The sequence below is a fragment of the Chryseobacterium geocarposphaerae genome (genome assembly GCF_002797535.1).
Lineage (GTDB): Bacteria > Bacteroidota > Bacteroidia > Flavobacteriales > Weeksellaceae > Chryseobacterium > Chryseobacterium geocarposphaerae.
In genome coordinates, this window is record NZ_PGFD01000001.1 from 1,063,596 (window position 1) to 1,082,168 (window position 18,573).

Annotated in this window: 13 protein-coding genes; 5 read left to right on the forward strand and 8 right to left on the reverse strand. The window is 34.7% G+C overall.

Annotated elements, in window-relative coordinates:
• Positions 1–61 precede the first annotated feature (61 nt).
• Positions 62–928, forward strand: a complete 867-nt coding sequence (locus CLV73_RS04735; RefSeq protein WP_002979276.1) for a sigma-70 family RNA polymerase sigma factor — start codon at positions 62–64, stop codon at positions 926–928.
• A gap of 188 nt (positions 929–1,116) precedes the next feature.
• Positions 1,117–1,707 carry a hypothetical protein gene (locus CLV73_RS04740; RefSeq protein WP_100375713.1) on the forward strand — a complete coding sequence of 197 codons (591 nt, stop codon included), beginning with the start codon at positions 1,117–1,119 and terminating at the stop codon, positions 1,705–1,707.
• Between the two features lie 107 nt (positions 1,708–1,814).
• Here CLV73_RS04740 and CLV73_RS04745 read toward each other — a convergent pair whose 3' ends face one another.
• The 8 genes from CLV73_RS04745 to CLV73_RS04785 form a co-directional block, all read right to left on the reverse strand.
• Positions 1,815–4,592, reverse strand: coding sequence for a multicopper oxidase domain-containing protein (locus tag CLV73_RS04745; protein ID WP_185116755.1), 2,778 nt, complete (start codon positions 4,590–4,592; stop codon positions 1,815–1,817).
• Between the two features lie 102 nt (positions 4,593–4,694).
• On the reverse strand, positions 4,695–5,168 hold the full coding sequence (locus tag CLV73_RS04750; RefSeq protein ID WP_100375714.1) for a DUF3347 domain-containing protein: 474 nt from the start codon (positions 5,166–5,168) through the stop codon (positions 4,695–4,697).
• Positions 5,169–5,272: 104 nt separating this feature from the next.
• Positions 5,273–5,650: an HYC_CC_PP family protein gene (locus CLV73_RS04755; RefSeq protein WP_100375715.1), complete on the reverse strand. Its 378-nt coding sequence runs from the start codon at positions 5,648–5,650 to the stop codon at positions 5,273–5,275.
• Positions 5,651–5,756: 106 nt separating this feature from the next.
• Entirely contained in the window at positions 5,757–7,961 is a 2,205-nt protein-coding gene (locus tag CLV73_RS04760) for a TonB-dependent receptor plug domain-containing protein (protein ID WP_228424230.1), read from the reverse strand.
• 43 nt (positions 7,962–8,004) lie between these two features.
• On the reverse strand, positions 8,005–8,814 hold the full coding sequence (gene kdsA / locus CLV73_RS04765) for a 3-deoxy-8-phosphooctulonate synthase (RefSeq protein ID WP_100375716.1): 810 nt from the start codon (positions 8,812–8,814) through the stop codon (positions 8,005–8,007).
• A 516-nt stretch (positions 8,815–9,330) separates the two neighbouring features.
• Positions 9,331–9,855 (reverse strand): DUF1697 domain-containing protein, encoded by a 525-nt coding sequence (locus tag CLV73_RS04775; protein ID WP_100375718.1) that lies wholly within the window; start codon positions 9,853–9,855, stop codon positions 9,331–9,333.
• Between the two features lie 47 nt (positions 9,856–9,902).
• A complete protein-coding gene (locus CLV73_RS04780) occupies positions 9,903–11,396 on the reverse strand; it encodes an LTA synthase family protein (protein WP_100375719.1) in 1,494 nt (497 codons plus the stop codon).
• 89 nt (positions 11,397–11,485) lie between these two features.
• Positions 11,486–14,971, reverse strand: a complete 3,486-nt coding sequence (locus tag CLV73_RS04785; RefSeq protein ID WP_100375720.1) for a glycosyltransferase family 117 protein — start codon at positions 14,969–14,971, stop codon at positions 11,486–11,488.
• A 223-nt stretch (positions 14,972–15,194) separates the two neighbouring features.
• On the opposite strand from CLV73_RS04785, the gene CLV73_RS04790 reads away from it, so the two are divergent.
• From CLV73_RS04790 to CLV73_RS04800, 3 genes are all read left to right on the forward strand, one after another.
• On the forward strand, positions 15,195–16,232 hold the full coding sequence (locus tag CLV73_RS04790) for a PLP-dependent cysteine synthase family protein (protein ID WP_100375721.1): 1,038 nt from the start codon (positions 15,195–15,197) through the stop codon (positions 16,230–16,232).
• Between the two features lie 82 nt (positions 16,233–16,314).
• Positions 16,315–17,586 carry an aminotransferase class I/II-fold pyridoxal phosphate-dependent enzyme gene (locus tag CLV73_RS04795; RefSeq protein ID WP_185116770.1) on the forward strand — a complete coding sequence of 424 codons (1,272 nt, stop codon included), beginning with the start codon at positions 16,315–16,317 and terminating at the stop codon, positions 17,584–17,586.
• Positions 17,587–17,675: 89 nt separating this feature from the next.
• A complete protein-coding gene (locus tag CLV73_RS04800) occupies positions 17,676–18,560 on the forward strand; it encodes a DMT family transporter (protein ID WP_100375723.1) in 885 nt (294 codons plus the stop codon).
• Positions 18,561–18,573 lie beyond the last annotated feature (13 nt).

The following is an 18,573-nucleotide window of genomic DNA, read 5'->3' on the forward strand; positions in this document are numbered from 1 at the left end:
GTAACCTTTTTACCTCTTGATACGTATAATATATAGTAACTCTTTTTTGAGGAAAAAATAGATGAGACAATTAAAAATCACTAAGCAGGTTACCAACAGGGAAACTGCTTCATTAGACAAGTATTTGCAGGAAATTGGTAAAGTTGAACTAATCACTGCGGACGAAGAAGTAGAATTGGCACAAAGAATCCGTGCAGGCGATAGAGCAGCACTTGAAAAATTAATCAAAGCCAACCTTCGTTTCGTGGTTTCGGTTTCTAAACAGTACCAAAATCAGGGTCTTTCTTTACCCGATTTGATTAATGAAGGGAATTTAGGACTTATGAAAGCGGCAAAAAGGTATGATGAAACAAGAGGTTTCAAATTTATCTCTTACGCGGTTTGGTGGATTCGTCAATCAATTTTACAGGCTTTGGCTGAACAGTCAAGAATTGTAAGATTACCATTGAACAAAATCGGATCGATCAACAAGATTAACAAAGCATACGCTCACCTTGAGCAGGAAAATGAAAGACCACCTTCTCCGGAAGAATTGGCTGAAGTTCTTGACATGAGCGAGGAAGATATCAAGGAATCTATGAAAAACTCCGGTAGACACTTGTCTATGGATGCACCTTTAGTAGAAGGTGAAGATTCTAATCTTTATGACGTATTACGTTCTGGAGAATCTCCAAGTCCGGATAAAGATCTAATGCTTGAATCTCTACAAATCGAGATCGAAAGAGCATTGAATACTTTGACTCCAAGAGAGGCTGATTTGGTAAGATTATACTTTGGATTGAACGGAAAACACCCGATGACTTTAGAAGAAATCGGTGAGACTTTCGATCTTACAAGAGAGAGAGTTCGTCAGATCAAGGAAAAAGCGATCAAGAGATTGAAACACAATACCAGAAGTAAGATTCTAAAATCTTATTTAGGTAAATAATTTTACGCAGGAATTTATTAGCGGAGTTTGATTTTCAGACTCCGTTTTTTTTTGCAATAATTTTGAAATCAAATTAAAAGTATATTTGTCATTATGAACAGAGCAATGCGAAGTGAAGAATCTCAATCCGTGTTTAAAAATTTAACAGATTCCTCCTTCGTCGGAATGACACTTTAAAAATAATAGCCATGAAAAAAGCACTTCTTACCTCTACCTTTTTATTAATCATTTCTTGTGGTGAAAGTAGATTTGAAAATAAACCAACTGTAGAAAATACTGTCGACAATACTGACTCTTCTATAAAAGGATCATTTTCAAGTCGATATGATGATAATATGATTGATAAAATTTATTCTGAACTTATTAAAAATGATAAAAAACTATCTACTCTTGATGATAGAATGCTAAAATCGTATGATCATCAAAGAAAAATTCTTGAATATTATAATGTTGTTCTTGACAAATCTGAAGATTATTATCGAGATGCACATTATCAGACAAATAGTATTACCGACTCACTTTTAAAACATCAGCTTGAAAATCAAATTAACATGAATGCTGAAAAGTATGATGTAAAGATAAAAAATGTCAAAACCTTAATTTCCCAACTTACTACAAATTCTGAAAGAATAAACAATCTATATACAGCTTTCAAAATCAGAAAAACACTGCCCGAAATCGAAAAATATCAGAATGCTCATCCTTTAAAAACCGATAGTTTAGAAACTTTCATCAAGAAGCAAAATCAGTTATTAAACGAACTGAAAAATTTAAAATAATGAATTCAAATTTCAATGGTTGTAACCGGAAACAATATCACATATAGCTTTTAAAATATTCTGTATAAATAAAAAAGACTGCTTAAGTATTGAAGCAGTCTTTGTAATTAATAGGTTAAAGTAATTCCGGCTCCCCATCCCATTTCATTGTCATAGTTTCCGGAAACAGACAACCATTTCTGCAAGATATACCGTAATCCTGTAGTGAATTCTCCATCAGAGTTTAAACTAAAATTCCCTCTTAATCTTCTGGAAAGCGGAATGTCTTCCCTACTCAATTCCAGTAAAACTTTTCCGTTTTGATCAACACTTGCATCAGCAGTCACCAACATAGGCAAAAGATATTGCATCCCGACTATAAAATTTGCTTTATTTTTAGAAGCTTTCTGTTGACCAAACCAGCTTTTCTTTCCATGAAAATCCATTCCCATTTTTTCCGCCATTTGTCTTTCCATGATTTCATGATTCTTCTGAATTCTAAAACCGGCATAAGGTAATGCCCATTGGAATTTCCCTAAGAATCTTCCAACTTTCACATTTCCTTCGAAATGATCAAAATCCCAGTTAGAATGAAATTCATTAAGGTTAGCCCATCTCGGTCCGAACATCGTCATTGTTTCTGCATGCATTTTATTCGACTGGAGATCCAACATAGCCATTGAACTGATCATTCTGTTATCTTTCAAAAAGCTTTTCCATGCTAATTTTGTATTCGGAAGCTGCGGATTAGGCTTGGAATTTTCGTAACTGAAAATTCTTCCCATTCCAGCCATCATATGATATAAAATATGGCAGTGAAAAAACCAGTCACCATCCTGATTGGCCACAAACTCAATGGTATTGGTTTCCATCGGCATAATATCCACTACATTTTTAAGCGGTGAATATTCTCCTTTTGAATTAATTAACCTGAAATCGTGGCCATGAAGGTGCATCGGGTGGCGCATCATAGAATTATTATACATCGTAATTCTAAGAATTTCTCCTTTTTTAACCAGTATTTTATCTGTTTCGGTAACCGTTTTATTGTCTAATGTCCACAGATAATGGTTCATATTCCCTTCCAGGGTAAACTTCAGTTCACGAACATTTTCTGTCGGAAGAATTGTTTTTTCAGGGGATTTCAAGATATTATAAGACAATCTCTTTATCGGTTTTTCTTCCTGCATATTCATTCCTGAATGGCCAGAGTGGTCTTCCCCTTCTTTTTCTTTGGTTTTAATTCCCATCATTTCATTCATATGCTTCATGGTCATCTTTCTCTGAGTTTCGGAAAGCTCCGGATACATTACTTCATTCATATCCATCATCTGATTGCTCATCGTCATATTCATCGGCTTCATATTCCCGCTCATTTCCATCATTCCGTTCATCATTTTCATTCCTTCAAAAAGCTTTAGTCTAGGTAAATTCGGAGCTTCAATTCTTTCTCCGGAACCTAACCAAAGCGAGGCATGTCCAACCCTGTCTTCAGAAGTCGCACGAAATTCAAAGCTTTTATTCTCAGGAATCATCACTTCAATGTCATAGGTTTCGGAAACTCCGACAATCAGGCGGTCTACTTCAACAGGAACTACATCATTCCCATCATTTCCAACCACTTTTATTTTCCCGCCTCCATAATTCAGCCAGAAATAAGTGGAAGAACCTCCATTAGCAACTCTCAACCGAACTTTATCTCCAGCTTTTAGGTGAGAATAACCAGAACTGGGCTGTCCGTTGATGAGAAATTTATCATAATACACATCACTTACATCCATCGCCTCCATCCTTTTCCATTCATTCAGAGCCTTGGTTCCTAAGTTCCCGGATTTTATGGCTTCCCAATAACTTTGAACTGCATTTTTCTTGATGGCATACCAATCTGTATTGGCCATATGAAGCCGTCTCGCGATCTGCATGGGATTATCATCACTCCAATCCCCTAATAAGACCGGAATTTCTTTTGTATATTCTGTTTTAGGCTCTCCTTCTCTTTTTTGAAAAACCAGAATTCCATTCATTCCGATCTGTTCTTGCAGACTTTCATGAGAGTGATACCAATAGGTTCCGTTTTGAGAAATTTTAAACTTATACAAATGTGTTTCTCCCGGCTCTACAGGCTTGGTGGTCAAATAAGGAACTCCGTCATGTTCGTTGGGTAAAATCACTCCATGCCAATGAAATCCTGTATTTTCTTTCAGCATATTGTGAAGATAAATTTCTGCTGTATCCCCTTCTGTAAAATACAGTGTCGGTGCCTGCAGTTTTCCGTTCACGGCAATAGCTCTTCGATTTTTTCCTGTAAAATTGACAACCGTATCTTTTACATAGAGGTCATAACGCACAGTTCTTCCTCCAAAACTTACTTTTCCATTTTCTGAATTTCTTTTTAAAACAGCGTTTTTAATCTCAGATTCTGCTTGAGAATGATTTTCAAGTTCAACCAGATCCATTCCGCATTTCGGGCATTTTCCTGACTTTTCGGAAATCACTTCCGGATGCATTGGACAGGTATATTTTTGAGACTGAGATTCAGATTTAGGTTGAGCTTGAATCTTTGGCTGTGGTAAAGCTTTATTCTGAATAGGCTTTGCGATATTTACTTTATCAGCTTTTTTTACCTTTTTAACATCAGCTTTATTCTCAACTTTTGCTTTCGCTTTATTTTTAATTTCCGTTGGCTTTCTTTCTGTTTTAGGCAAAGACTTAACCTGTGGTTTTGTAACAACTTTCGGCTTTACCACAACTGTTTTTTTTACCAGTGTCATTCCGCATTTCGGGCAGTCTCCCGGTTTTGAAGACACCACTTCAGGATGCATCGGACACGTATAATAAGTCTTTGTAGTTTGTGAAAAAGAGAAAACAGAGAACAAAAGCATCAGAAATAATATCAGCTTTTTCATAATATTTCGAACTTTTACAAAAGCTGTATAGTTATTTTAGAAATTAAAGTCAATTCTAAATAAAACTATACAACTTATTATTTTTTAAGTAAAATAGATCAATTATTTAATCTCTGACTTTACACTTCCACAAGACAGCATAGAGCTTCCGTAGTAAGGATTCATGATTTTCTTTTCATCGCTCAGCCAGCTTCCGTCTGCCATAGGGCAATATTGAACATAGATAGGATTCTCAGATAACTTAAACTCTTTGGTAAGAGCAATCATATTATCAGAAAGATTGAAGAAAGTTTCTCTTTGAGTGTTTATATTTCTTGCTTCAGAAATAGCAGTAGCATCTTTTCTAAGGATATTCAGATTTCCTTCAGAAACCTGTTTGTAATCAATTGCTGAAGCTGTTTTAATGAATTCTGAAGCCGCTTTTGAGGTCTTGTCTGCATCATCCGAAGCCAACGCTGATTTTATAGCAATATAATTCTGGTAAAGCTTGGAAACCTGAGCGTCTTTTTTAGATTGTGCCGAAAGGGAAACGATTGAGAATAAAGATAATGCTGCTGTAATGATATATTTTTTCATTGTATTAAATTTTAGAATTAATTTTTTAAGGATAGAATTGTAATCGCATTATGCGACAGATCATGTCGTTCATCATGATAAGAGTATCAAACGACTGACGAATTCTAAATTCTAAAATTACAATGACTGATATAGATAGGAACCGACCGGTTTTCCGGTGGTGCATTGATTTGAATCTGAGTAAATTTTGTTACCGAAAAAGATCGATCCGGAAAGAAAAATTCATGATGTTGAACTTCCGGCATCTGCTTTAAGAAATCAATTTTAAGAAAATCTGATTTTTGGGAATCGTCAACTTTTACTACTTTGATTTCGGTTTTGCAACAGTCTTTTTTGGTTTTAACTCCACATTTACTGCAGATATCATCAACCTTTTGACTTATAGAAGCCAACTCCTTCATACAATAATGTACACTGAAAACTGCCCCGGAAGAAAAGCCGAAGTAGAAAACAGAAAACAATATTGCCAGAAATTTTTTCATTGAGACAAAGTTAAAAATATCTTCAACATAAAGGTTATAGAATTTTGTATAGTTGTTATAAAATTCAGAAAAGAAAAAAGCTTCTGAATTATCAGAAGCTTTTAATTTATAATTTAAATTCTAATTTAACATTAAAGAACCTTCCTGTAAGACGCACCGGAACCGGATACATCAGGTTGGAATTATAATCCGTAATCCATTGATTGGCAACCGTATTGTTAATATTAAAGGCATTGAAAACCTGAACACCCAATGTCAACTCTTCGAAATTACTCCAGAAACCGTATGTTTTTTTATTGTCTTTTCTATCGATAAATACTTTAGAAAGTCCAAGATCTACCCTTTTATAGGAAGGAAGTGTATTCTGATATTGATAAGGATCCGTAAATACCGGAGCTCCGTTTGGCAATCCCATTGCATAGACCAAAGTAAGATTTACACGCATGGAAGGAAATTTCGGCATATAATCCTGGTAGAACATCGCAAATCTCAGCCTTTGATCTGTAGGTCTCGGAATATTTCCTCTGCCGTCAATGTTTTCATAAGCTCTTGCATAACTTGCAGACAGCCAAGAGTCTATACCGGGAACAAATTCACCATATAATCTGGTATCAATTCCGTATGCATAGCCCGAAGCATTGTTCTGACCTGAATAACGGATTCTGACATTATCCATATAATAAGGGATAAGGTTATCCATTTTCTTATAATAAAGTTCTGTAGTCAGCTTAAATGGCCGGTCATACATCTCAAATTCGTAATCATTTGCCAATACAAGTTGTATGGAACGCTGAGATTTTATATCAGCATTAAAATTACCGTCTAAGTCTTTAATTTCTTTATAAAAAGGAGACTGGTAATAAATCCCTCCATTGACTTTGAACAACATATCGGAATCCCAGTCAGGTTTTATGGCAAACTGGAATCTTGGAGAAAAAATAGTTTCTTTATTAAAGCTCCAATTGGCCACTCTTGCTCCTACATTTACAAATACCTTACTGCTTCCCCAATAGAATTTCTGAGAATACTGTGCATAAGCAGACAATCTTGTCGGCTCAATATGATTTCTTCCTGCTATACTGTAAAACAGCTCAAGATCACCTTCATTCATTCTTGGGTTAAGAATATTAGCAGGTCTTGGAATACTGTATCCTGCGGAATCCACCAGCTTCCATTCACTGGTAAGGTCTTTCAGATTTTCTTTTTCATATTTAAACCCAATTTCAAAATCAGAATTTACATTCGGTGAAAATTTTGCCCGGAATTGGGTTCCATAGGTTCTTACAAAAAGATCATTTCTTGCGTTTTCAATCTGACCTCCTACATCATAGGAAACAACAGGAGCTCCCGTTGATGGGTCAAAAGTCTGAAGTTCGTATTGAGAGTGTATCGTATAATATTCTTTTTCCCTGTTCTGATAAGAAAAGGTATCTAAGGTAAACCTCCATTTATCCGATGGTTTGTAGTTCATAGAGAACGTTCCCATCATATTTTTATACATGTCCTCTTCTCTTCCAGCATATCCAATGTTTACGGTAATAGGCTGCTGAAGACTCCCGAAGGTTACACTTTTTGCCTTAGGAATCATTTCGTAATCATTTTTAGAATAGTATCCTATGAATGAAAGTGAAAATTTATCGCTGATATGATAGTTGATATAAGACTGAAAGTCCCAGTAACTAGGATTAAAATCTGTATCTTCATTTAAAGTATTCAATACCAGATTGGTATTTCTGTACCTTCCTGAAAATAAAGCGGTCAGTTTTTTATTCTTTGAAGCTAAACCTGCTGTCAATCTTCCTCCGATAAGACTGGCTTCTCCTGAAAGCTCAAGCTTTTTGGGTTCTCTGTAATAGATGTTCAAGGCAGAAGACATTTTATCTCCATATCTCGCCTCAAAACCTCCTGCTGAGAAATTAACCGTGGAAACCATATCCGGATTAATAATACTCATCCCTTCCTGCTGAGAATTTCTGATCAGAAAAGGACGGTAAATTTCAATATCATTAATGTAGATAAGGTTTTCATCATAGTTTCCACCACGCACCATATATTGGGAAGAAAGCTCTGTATTGGAGTTTACGGAAGGTAGGGTTTTAAGAATCCCTTCAATCCCTCCTGAAATACTCGCCACATTCTGAGCGTCTTTTGCTGATATTTTTACAGCGGAAAGGTCGGTTGTTTTTCCTGTCTGCCTCTGGAAAACGACTTCTTCAATATTGGTAACTCTAGTTGTTGTGTCTTTTTTCTTGGCCTGAGAAAATACAAATAGAGGAGCCACTAAGCTCAATGGTAAAACTAGTTTTTTCAAAAGAAATGTTTTAGAATTTCTAAAATTAATATTTTTTTGACAATTACAAAATGGATTCTCTAATTCTTGTCAGTTTTTGTAATAAATCTTCTAATAAATCAAGTCTTAACATATTGGCTCCATCAGATAAAGCGGTTTCCGGTGTTGGATGGGTTTCTATGAAAATTCCGTCTGCACCTACTGCAATTCCTGCTTTTGCAATGGTTTCGATAAGATCCGGTCTTCCTCCGGTAACCCCTGAACTTTGATTAGGCTGTTGTAAAGAATGCGTAACATCCAGAATAACCGGAGCATATTCTCTCATGGTAGGAATTCCTCTGTAATCTACGATCAGATCTGTATATCCGAAAGAATTTCCTCTTTCAATGATCGCAACTCTAGGATTATCAGAGTCTGTCACTTTCTGAACCGCAAATTTCATAGATTCCGGAGAAAGGAATTGCCCTTTTTTCAGGCTCACACATTTTCCTGTTTTTGCTGCAGCCACCAAAAGATCAGTCTGACGAACCAAAAAAGCCGGGATCTGCAGAACATCTACATATTGAGCTGCCAAAGCAGCATGCTCGTTCTCGTGAATATCTGTTGTCGTTGGAATATTGAACGTTTCTCCAACTTTTTTAAGAATTTCCAAAGATTTTTCTTCGCCAATCGTTGTAAAAGAATCTACTCTACTTCTGTTGGCTTTTTTGAAACTTCCTTTAAAAATGTAGGGAATATTATATTTATTAGTCAATTCTACCACTTTTTCAGCAATTTTAAGTGCCATATCTTCGCCTTCAATAATACAAGGACCGGCAATAAGGAAAAAGTTTTTTGAATCTTTGTGATGAATATTATCTAAATACTGAATCATTTTATTTTTTATTAAAAAGTTCAGTAAAAATACTGAGAAAGTTTCAGAATCGGAAATTATTTGAAAGCTTTAACGGACTATGATGACAATAGTTTTAGTCTTTTGGATCCTAGCTTAGTTAGCACAATATATTATAGAACATTTTTTATTCTCATCAATTACAAAATTTATTTCAAAAATACTGAATAAATGATTGTATAACCGTATCATAAAAAATTGTTACAAAAAAAGCCATTGCCGAAAAAGAAATCACATAAATAGAATATTTGTTTAATTTAATAACTTCAATTATAAATAAATGCACCAGATAAAGTAATAAATAATAGCCTGAAAATTTGATTAAATTTATTTTCAGCATATCAAAATCTGTGGCAAGAGAAACGATAAATGCAATTCCTAAAGCTCCCACGAAACAAGCTGCGAAACGCTCTAATATATTTGACGCTTTTGAAAAAACAAAGTAAAATAAGTTTGCGAAGGCAAACATCATCAAAAAGAAAATAAGACCTGCTAGCATTAAAATTTCTTTAAAATCTTTTCAAAAGTATTAATATTTCTGCTGGTAAACTGATCTTTCAAACTTTTCTTTCCTAAAATCTTTCCAAAAGTAGAATCTAAAGTATTACCTTTCGGAACCTGCCAGTAAAAGATATTATTTACAATTTTAGCATCTTCATCGTCTGCTTTTGCGGCATTTTCAAATTCCTGCATCAGAACTTTTTCAACACCATCGTTTCCGACAAAAGTATAGGAATGAAGATTTTCATCTTTTCCAAAAGGGTTTCCGTTCCAGAAGCTTTCTATTTCTTCCTGGGTTTTGATGAATAAATAAGCTTCATAAGAAAAATGATCAGACATTGCTTTTTCCAGAATTTTCTTTAATTCATCGGCTTTTTTATCTGATGAAAAAACAATATTCCCGGAAGCCAAAATAGAAGCCACATCGTTCATTCCGGCATCTTTAAACACTTGGCAAACTTCTGCCATTTTCATATTGGTTCCTTTTACATTGACTCCGCGGAGAAAAGCACAGTATTTCATGATTATTTAATTCGTTAAACTGTTAATTTGTTAAGTCGGAGATTATATTATTTAATTTTTTCATATAAATTATAATCTGTTCCGGACGGTTTTAAATGATAAATTTTTTCAAGAATTTTATTCTGGCTGTTTAAATGATCTTTAATCCTGAATTCCTTTAAAAGCCTATAATGTGTTTTATAATAATCAGCATCTTTTTCGGTAAACAGATCTTTATAAGAAAGCAAGTATTTAGGTTTTCTTTTCTTTACGGTATTGATCCAGTAATTCGTTTTATCTTTCTTAATTTCTTCCTGAATCTGCTTATCAACCAACCCTACTTCATCAATTGTTTTTAGTCCGGAGAAGTAAGGGATATAACCGGCAGGCTCAAGCAAAATCCATTGTTTTTTATCTTTTTCATATAAATCCAGATAAAGTCCAATCGATCTTCTGTAGTTCCATTCTCCGTTTCCTGTTGCAATAGAATGTACAGTCTGAAAAGCTAACATTGGAAGGATATAAAAAACAATAAGGGCACTCAGCCAAAGGTTTCTTTTTTGTTTCTGCTCCAATACAAATATGAAAACCGGAACAAAAAGCAGAATCTGGGGAACCCAATAGTACCAATCGAACAGACTTTTCTGAGAAAGAAAAATAATTTGTTTCATCCAGGCAAAAATGAAAATCATCCACAAGAATTTATTTCTTTGTGTCTGTTCTTTCTGTCTTATGATAAAGATGAAACATACAATTTCAAAAGCAGCTACAACAATGGTAAAAGGATTGAAATCTCCGGGTAATTTAAGCATTCCCCAAAAGTTACCATAGTTTAGCCTGAAGTAATCCCAGGTTTGTTGAAAAGTAAAATTATTGTCATAGCGCAACTTCTTAGCTACAATAGTATTGTTGATCAGCTCTCCGAAATAAAACCAGTTAAAAGCCAATGCGATACTGATTCCTAAAATTCCTCCTAAAACATAGCTCCATTTTATCTTACGGTTCCAAAAAGTATCGACCAGAAAAACAATTCCTAAGAAAATAGCAGAATCTATTCTTGTGAATAAAATTAGGGCCGGTAAAATGAATAAAGCCCATTTTTTCTCTTTTTTAAAGCCATAATACAGCAAAGCCATTTCTAAAAAGAACAGAATTCCATATTCCATTCCTAAAATAGAAATCTTTATAGAAGACGGAAGAATCCCAAAAAGAAAAATAAAGATGGCTTTATGCCAAGGATTTTTAAAAAGCAGATGAGAAAGAAACAAGCTTCCTACTGTAAACAATACGGTATTAAAAATAAGTAATGGCTCTATAAAGTTTTCTTTCCCGAAAATAAGATTGAAAAAATAGGATACAAAAACATATAGATGAGTCGTAGAGGCCGAGATCTTAGTTGCACCATTAAACCCTATAACTCCATAATCCATAAGGTTTTGCGCCACTCTCCAGGTAATAAAAGCGTCTTCCTGAATATGATGGGTAAGCAAAAAATATAATTTTACAATAATTGCAAGAAAAAGAGCATAAACGGGAAGGTTTTTATTTTGAGATTCAGCCATTATGTATTTTTAATTGAGACAAAGATAATTTTAAAATTTCTGAATATCAACAAATAAAAAAACGGAACCAAAGTTCCGTTTTAATAATATTATTGGGTTGCTTTTATAATCGCATTGGTAATCTGTTCTTCTTTTTCTTTAGAATAAGTGGAATCATAGGGTTCCATTACATCGAATAAATACTGATAGAACGGTGTTATCTTTTGTACTTTTTCAGATTCTCTCATTGCTTTTTCTTTACCCATTTCTTTAAGGTTTTCTACAAATCTGTTGAATCTGCTGTCAATAGGTTCTATTGATTTTACCAGATAATTATAAGCTTTATCTTTTTGTCCTGTTTTTCTATATCCGTCAGTAACCGCTGAAACTACCAGTGCATACTCCATAGGCTTGCTTCGCATTTCCCTGCCTATCAGTTTCTGGTCATGAGGACTTAGCTTCAGGTAATATTCGTATTCTTCAAAGATTCCTTTTTTAAGCACATCTGCCAGCTTCAATGCTTTTTGCTCCTGCCCTGCAACAACATATCCGTATACTATAGAGCTTAATGAACGAGGGTCATTGTATTTTTCTGCAGGAATTTCTTTTGCAGCGAGATCCAGCAGTTCCAGAGCTTTTGCTTTTTGACCGCTTAAAGCCAATGCTGCAGCTGCTCTACCTGCAGAGCTTCTGTAACCAATAATATTTGAAGTAGCCGTTTCATCAAAATGAGTATTCAGATCTTTGAAATTACCCCATCTGTAATTTTTAACTACGTTATAAAGTGAATTTCCGTCTACTCTTCCTAAGTCTCCATCTGCAGTTGGAGGTGTATGAATCGGAATTAATCTATAGCTAAATCCGTCAAACTGTAAATATTCATCAAGATAAAAAATATTCTCACTGTCATAGATTCCTCCTGAAGAGAAGCTTATCGGTCTTTTCCAGTCAAAGTTCGCAAGAACGTCAAGCATTATCAGGTTACTCTTATACAATGTATTTGCTTTATAATCAATCATAATCTGATTCGCTACATTTGGAAGATCTGATGCGTTGATGATTCCTGCTTTTACCGCATTTTCCTTATTGACAGGCAAAATAAATTTGGTTACCGGAAGGATATTATATTTCTCATATTTCTCTTCTCCAAAGTACATTTTCAACAATTCATCTTTTTCAGGTGATTTCATTTTAATGAAGTTAAGAGCTTCTTTCAATGTTATAGAATCCTGTATAAGGTACTTTCTGAATGACTGGAATTCTGTTTCCGGAGCTCCCTGCTGTTTTAACATTGAGAAAACACCTTCCCAATCTTCTTTCTTCATCAGATAGATCTGATCATTCACACCGTCTCTGTAATCATCATGAGTAAGGATACCCGGAATTCCTGCTGCATTGTACGTTCTTCTTTTTACCTGATCCAAATTCCAAGGAGTGGATGCTAAAGTAAAGTTAACCACTTTCACATCATCACGGAATCTTTCCGTCTCCTGAATCGCCCAAACCGGATAGGTATCATTGTCTCCGTACACGAATAAAATATCATTTTTAGGTAAAGACTTTAAAATTGAATATCCATAATCGTAAGAAGTATACCTGTTGTGTCTGTTGTGTACATTATAATTCTGGAAGCCCATCATAAAAGGAACTCCTAATAATACTACACCTGCAACAATATTTGCCGCGTTAGATTTTACTTTAGACTGTAACAGCCAAAGAATAGCTCCGGCTCCCAGACCAATCCATATGGCAAAAACATAGAATGAGCCTACCATCGCATAATCTCTTTCCCTTGGCTCAAAAGGTTTCACTCCCGTGTAGAAAATAATCCCTACACTCATTAAGATAAAGATAGAAAGCATCGCATAGAATCTTCCGAAATCCCTGTTTAATTGGAAAAAGAACCCAATCAACCCTAGAATTAAAGGTAAGAAGAAGAACTTAACGGTACTTTCATTTTTATATTTTGCAGGCATTGCTTCCTGATTTCCCCACATTGCATCATCAATAAAAGAGATTCCGGAGATCCAGTTTCCTCTTGTATTTTCAGTGCTTCCTTCTAAGTCATTCTGTCTTCCTACAAAATTCCAGAATAAATATCTTACAAAATAATATCCGTTTTGGAAAGTAATAAAGTAATCCATATTCTGAGCCAATGAAGGCTTCTGAACATTAATCAAATCATAAGGCTTTACTTTAAGATAATCTGATGCGGTGATCGTTCCGTCTTCATATTTTGCTCTTAATTCTTCAAAAATCTGTTTTGCCTGAGGATCATCAGCAATATCTGCGTTGTCATAGTTGAACGTAAAATCAGGCGCTCCATACATAGAAATATAGTTAGCCATTACCTGCTTGTCTTCACTAAACATTCTCGGCATTAAGCTTACATGTGACTTGTTAAAGACATAATTGAATCTGTCTCCTGTTTTTCTGTATGTTCCGGTTTTTTCATCTTTTTCGTAGATATCACCTGTTTTTACAGTTTTAAAGCTTCCGTCCTCATTTTTTTCAATTCCTTTCGCATCTAAAAATGCAGTATAGTTCTGTCCATAAATTGTTGGCCAGTCACCATATTGTTCCCTGTTATAATAATCCAACATACCGATTGCTGTATCTGGATCATTAAGGTTCATTGGCGGATTTGCATTGGCTCTGATCGGGATTACCATCCAGCAGGAAAATCCTATAATCATATATACTACAGACAATGCGATGGTTTGAAATACATTTCTTTTTGATTTTCTCGCATATTTGATCAGGAAATAACAAATGGCAACCATTAAGATAAATGCAACGATAGTTCCTGAGTGGAAAGGAAGTCCTAATCCGTTTACAAAGAAGATCTCAAGTCTTCCGAACATCGTCATGATCAATGGGAAAATAATTTTGAAAACGATAATTAAAATTCCCAAAGTAATTAAGTTAGCCCAGATAAAATTCTTCCAGGTAAACTTATAGTTTCTTGCATAATACACTAAACAAACTGCCGGAATTGCCAGCATACACATCATATGCACTCCTACAGAAAGACCAAGGATGAAGAAAATAAGAATAATCCATCTTTCACTGGCAGCATCTTTATATTCATTCTCCCATTTAGTAATCAACCAAACCAGTAAAGCAATAAACATAGAAGCCATAGAATATACTTCACCTTCTACAGCAGAAAACCAGAATGTATCTGAAAAAGTAAAGCATAAAGCACCTACAGCTCCTGCAAAAAGTATAGAAATTTCCTGGTGTTTAGTTACTTCCTCAAAATCTTTGTTCAGAAGTCTTCTTACCAAATGAGTGATCGTCCAGAACAAAAACAAAATTGTAAATGCACTGAATAATGCAGACATTCCATTAATAACAATTGAATAATTTTCACCATTTCCAAAAGCAAAAATAGCTGCCACAGCACCCACGATCTGGAACAATGCTGCTCCCGGTGCGTGTGTTACTTCCAGCTTTACTGCCGAAGAAATATACTCCCCACAATCCCAAAAACTAAAATTGGGCTCTATGGTCGAAAGGTAAGTGAAAAATGCAATGACAAAAATCACCCATCCGAGAAGGGTGTTCCATTGCCTAAAAGTCCAGTTTTTCATAGTATAAAATCAATTATGCGAAAATAGCGTTTTTTAGATCATTCTATGGGGATTTTAACAAAATTTAAAAATTTTGGCGTAGTATTTGCCAAGTCTCTATAGTAAAAATTACAAAATAAAAATATTTTTTTATTTAATCAATAGTTTGAAACCCAACAAAAGTTTAAAAATTATTTATTTTTTTGTATTTTTGCCGTCAGATTTTTATTGAAAATAACAAATAATGAGTAATGTTTACGATAATATCCTTGGCCTAATAGGAAACACTCCTATGGTGAAGCTTAATACTGTTACAAAAGATATTCCTGCAACCGTTTATGCCAAGTTAGAATCATATAATCCTGGACATTCCACTAAAGATAGAATTGCACTTCACATTATAGAAAACGCTGAGAAAAAAGGCTTATTAAAAGAAGATTCTGTAGTTGTAGAAACTACTTCCGGAAATACAGGTTTTTCTATTGCAATGGTCTGCATCATTAAAGGATATAAATGTATACTTGCTGTAAGTGATAAGACAAAGCCGGAAAAAATAGCTTATCTGAAAGCACTTGGAGCTACAGTTTATATATGTCCTGCCAATGTTCCAGCAGATGATCCAAGATCTTATTATGAAGTTGCTAAAAGAATCGCTTCAGAAACACCAAATTCAGTTTACATCAATCAATATTTTAATGAGCTAAATATTGATGCCCATTACCAAACTACCGGACCTGAAATTTGGGAGCAGACAGGAGGTAAGATCACTCACCTTTTTGCCTGCACTGGAACTGGTGGAACTTTATCGGGATCAGCAAAATTCTTGAAAGAGAAAAATCCTGATATCAAGGTGATCGGTGTTGATGCCGACGGTTCTATTCTCAAAAGCTATCATGAGACAGGTGAGATTCATAAAGAAGATGTTCACCCTTATCAGATCGAAGGAATGGGAAAAAATTTAATTCCTTCTGCCCTGCTTTTTGATAAAATAGATGAATTTGTAAGAGTAAACGATGAAATGTCTGCTTACAGAACCCGTGAAATAGCTTTAAAAGAAGCGATTATGGGAGGTTATACTACAGGAGCAGTTACTCAGGCATTAATGCAATACGCACAATCTCATGAGTTTTCTGAAAACGATATCATTGTTTTAATATATCCTGATCATGGGTCTAGATACATTACCAAAGTGTATAGTGACAAATGGATGGCAGAACAGGGATTTGTAAACAACTGTGTTCATAATTACGATGAAGTTTTCAAAACGGAATTCATCAAATAAAAAGAAATAAATTTATTATACAAATAAAGCCTTTTTTGTAGATCACAAAAGGCTTTTTTACTTAAAAATTACTAATAAAATGTTGGATATTTTTGAAAGAATAAAAGAAAATCCAGGACCTCTTGGACAATTTGCAGACTACGGAGAAGGTTATTTCATTTTCCCTAGATTAGAAGGTCCTATCGGTCCTAGAATGCAGTTCCAAGGAAGAGAAGTAATTTTCTGGAGTGCAAATGATTACTTAGGAATGTGTAATCATCCGGAAGTTTTAGAAGCTGATGCAAAAGCGGCCGCAGAATTCGGAATGTTCTATCCTATGGGAGCAAGAGCAATGTCCGGAGAAACTGAACAACACTTACAATTAGAAAGAGAGCTGGCTGATTTTGTTCAGAAAGAATCTGCTTATCTATTAAACTTCGGTTATCAGGGAATGGTTTCTACCATTGATGCTTTGGTAGGAAGAAATGATGTAATTGTTTATGATGTCGATTCTCACGCTTGTATCGTAGATGGAGTAAGACTTCACGCTGGTAAAAGATTTACTTATAAGCACAACAATATTGAAAGTTTAGAGAAAAACCTTCAGAGAGCAACAAAAGTAGCTCAGGAAACTGGAGGAGGAATTCTTGTTATCACGGAAGGGGTTTTCGGGATGCGAGGACAACAAGGTAAACTTAAAGAAATCTGTGAACTAAAATCAAAATATCAATTCAGACTTTTAGTAGATGATGCGCATGGTTTCGGAACTCTGGGTAAAACAGGAGCCGGAGCTGGAGAAGAGCAAGGTTGTCAGGATCAGATTGATGTTTACTTCTCAACTTTTGCTAAGTCTATGGCTGGTTTCGGAGCTTTCCTTGCAGGAGATAAAGAAATCATCAGATATCTGAAATTCAATTTAAGATCTCAGATTTTTGCAAAATCTTTAACAATGCCCATGGTAATCGGAGGTTTAAAAAGATTAGAACTTTTGAGAACAAGACCTGAGATCAAAGCTAAGCTTTGGGAAAATGTAAACAAATTACAAAACGGGCTTAGAGAAAGAGGGTTCAACATTGGAGATACCAATACTTGTGTGACTCCTGTAATGATGCAGGGAACTCCGGTAGAGGCTACTCTATTGGTAAAAGACTTGAGAGAAAAATACGGAATCTTCACATCTGTAGTGGTTTATCCTGTAATACCTAAAGGAATGATTCTATTAAGATTAATCCCAACGGCATCTCATACCGATGCAGAAATCAATGAAACTCTTGCAGCTTTTGAAGCGATTCACGATAAGTTAATAAGTGGCTACTATAAAGAGCAGGAACAAAAATTATTAGAAGAAAAAGGTTTAAGTTTCAAACCGATTTAATAGTAAAAATTAAAAAAACCACTGAAATTTCCTCAGTGGTTTTTTATAAATAATATTCTATAAAACTGAATTTATACAATAAATAATTAATGAAGCTGAGAGGTTATGTTTTGGGAATTATATCTGCAATTTCTTACGGATTGCTTCCTATTTTTATTCTCCCCATCAAGCATGCTCATTTTTCCTTAGACGTTACTTTATTTTATAGATTTCTGTTTTCAGTATTGATGATCGGAGGTTATTTATTGTATTCCAAAGAAAGCTTTCTGATCAGTAAAAAAGAATTATTGGTATTTGCTGTTCTAGGAATTTGTTATGCGCTTTCCTCAGAATTTTTATTTTTAGGATACGATTATCTTACTCCCGGAATTGCATCAACCGTTCTGTTTATCTATCCGGTTATTGTTGCACTCATCATGTTTTTCTCTTATAAAGAGAAATTAACGAAACTTTCCATACTCTCATTATTCCTGGCTTTTGCCGGGGTGATTATACTCTGTTTAAAAGGAAACAGTATGGAAATCAATTATCTCGGACTGGGAATTGTAATGCTGAGTTCAGTATTCTATGCTTTGTATATTGTCATCGTAAATAAGTCGAAGGTACAGGCTTCAGGGTTTAAGCTTTCATTTTATTCTATGCTGTTTACTTCCGGATTTTTTATGGCAAAAGCAATTCTTGGCAATGAATCTTTTATCATTCCGTCAGCCAATACTTTTTTCAATTTTTTAATTTTTGCTTTCCTTACTACGGTCATTTCAAGTTTGTGTCTTGTCTATGCAATTAAAGATATCGGATCTACTCCGGCTGCAATTTTAGGAGCTTTGGAGCCTGTGGTTGCAGTACTAATTAGCGTTTTACTATTTCATGAAAATTTTACTTTTAATCTTTTTCTAGGAATCGTTTTAATCCTGATTGGAGTTATTTTGAACGTAATTACAGAAAATAAAAAATCAATTAAAACCGAAAAATAAAAGAATATTATTC

Excerpts from the sequence above, each read along its gene's own strand:
- CLV73_RS04750 (WP_100375714.1), bottom strand. The coding sequence starts at position 5,168 with ATGAAAAAATATATCATTACAGCAGCATTATCTTTATTCTCAATCGTT.
- CLV73_RS04780 (WP_100375719.1), bottom strand. The coding sequence starts at position 11,396 with ATGGCTGAATCTCAAAATAAAAACCTTCCCGTTTATGCTCTTTTTCTT.
- CLV73_RS04755 (WP_100375715.1), bottom strand. The coding sequence starts at position 5,650 with ATGAAAAAATTTCTGGCAATATTGTTTTCTGTTTTCTACTTCGGCTTT.
- CLV73_RS04735 (WP_002979276.1), top strand. The coding sequence starts at position 62 with ATGAGACAATTAAAAATCACTAAGCAGGTTACCAACAGGGAAACTGCT.
- CLV73_RS04785 (WP_100375720.1), bottom strand. The coding sequence starts at position 14,971 with ATGAAAAACTGGACTTTTAGGCAATGGAACACCCTTCTCGGATGGGTG.
- CLV73_RS04740 (WP_100375713.1), top strand. The coding sequence starts at position 1,117 with ATGAAAAAAGCACTTCTTACCTCTACCTTTTTATTAATCATTTCTTGT.
- CLV73_RS04745 (WP_185116755.1), bottom strand. The coding sequence starts at position 4,592 with ATGAAAAAGCTGATATTATTTCTGATGCTTTTGTTCTCTGTTTTCTCT.
- kdsA (WP_100375716.1), bottom strand. The coding sequence starts at position 8,814 with ATGATTCAGTATTTAGATAATATTCATCACAAAGATTCAAAAAACTTT.
- CLV73_RS04800 (WP_100375723.1), top strand. The coding sequence starts at position 17,676 with ATGAAGCTGAGAGGTTATGTTTTGGGAATTATATCTGCAATTTCTTAC.
- CLV73_RS04775 (WP_100375718.1), bottom strand. The coding sequence starts at position 9,855 with ATGAAATACTGTGCTTTTCTCCGCGGAGTCAATGTAAAAGGAACCAAT.
- CLV73_RS04790 (WP_100375721.1), top strand. The coding sequence starts at position 15,195 with ATGAGTAATGTTTACGATAATATCCTTGGCCTAATAGGAAACACTCCT.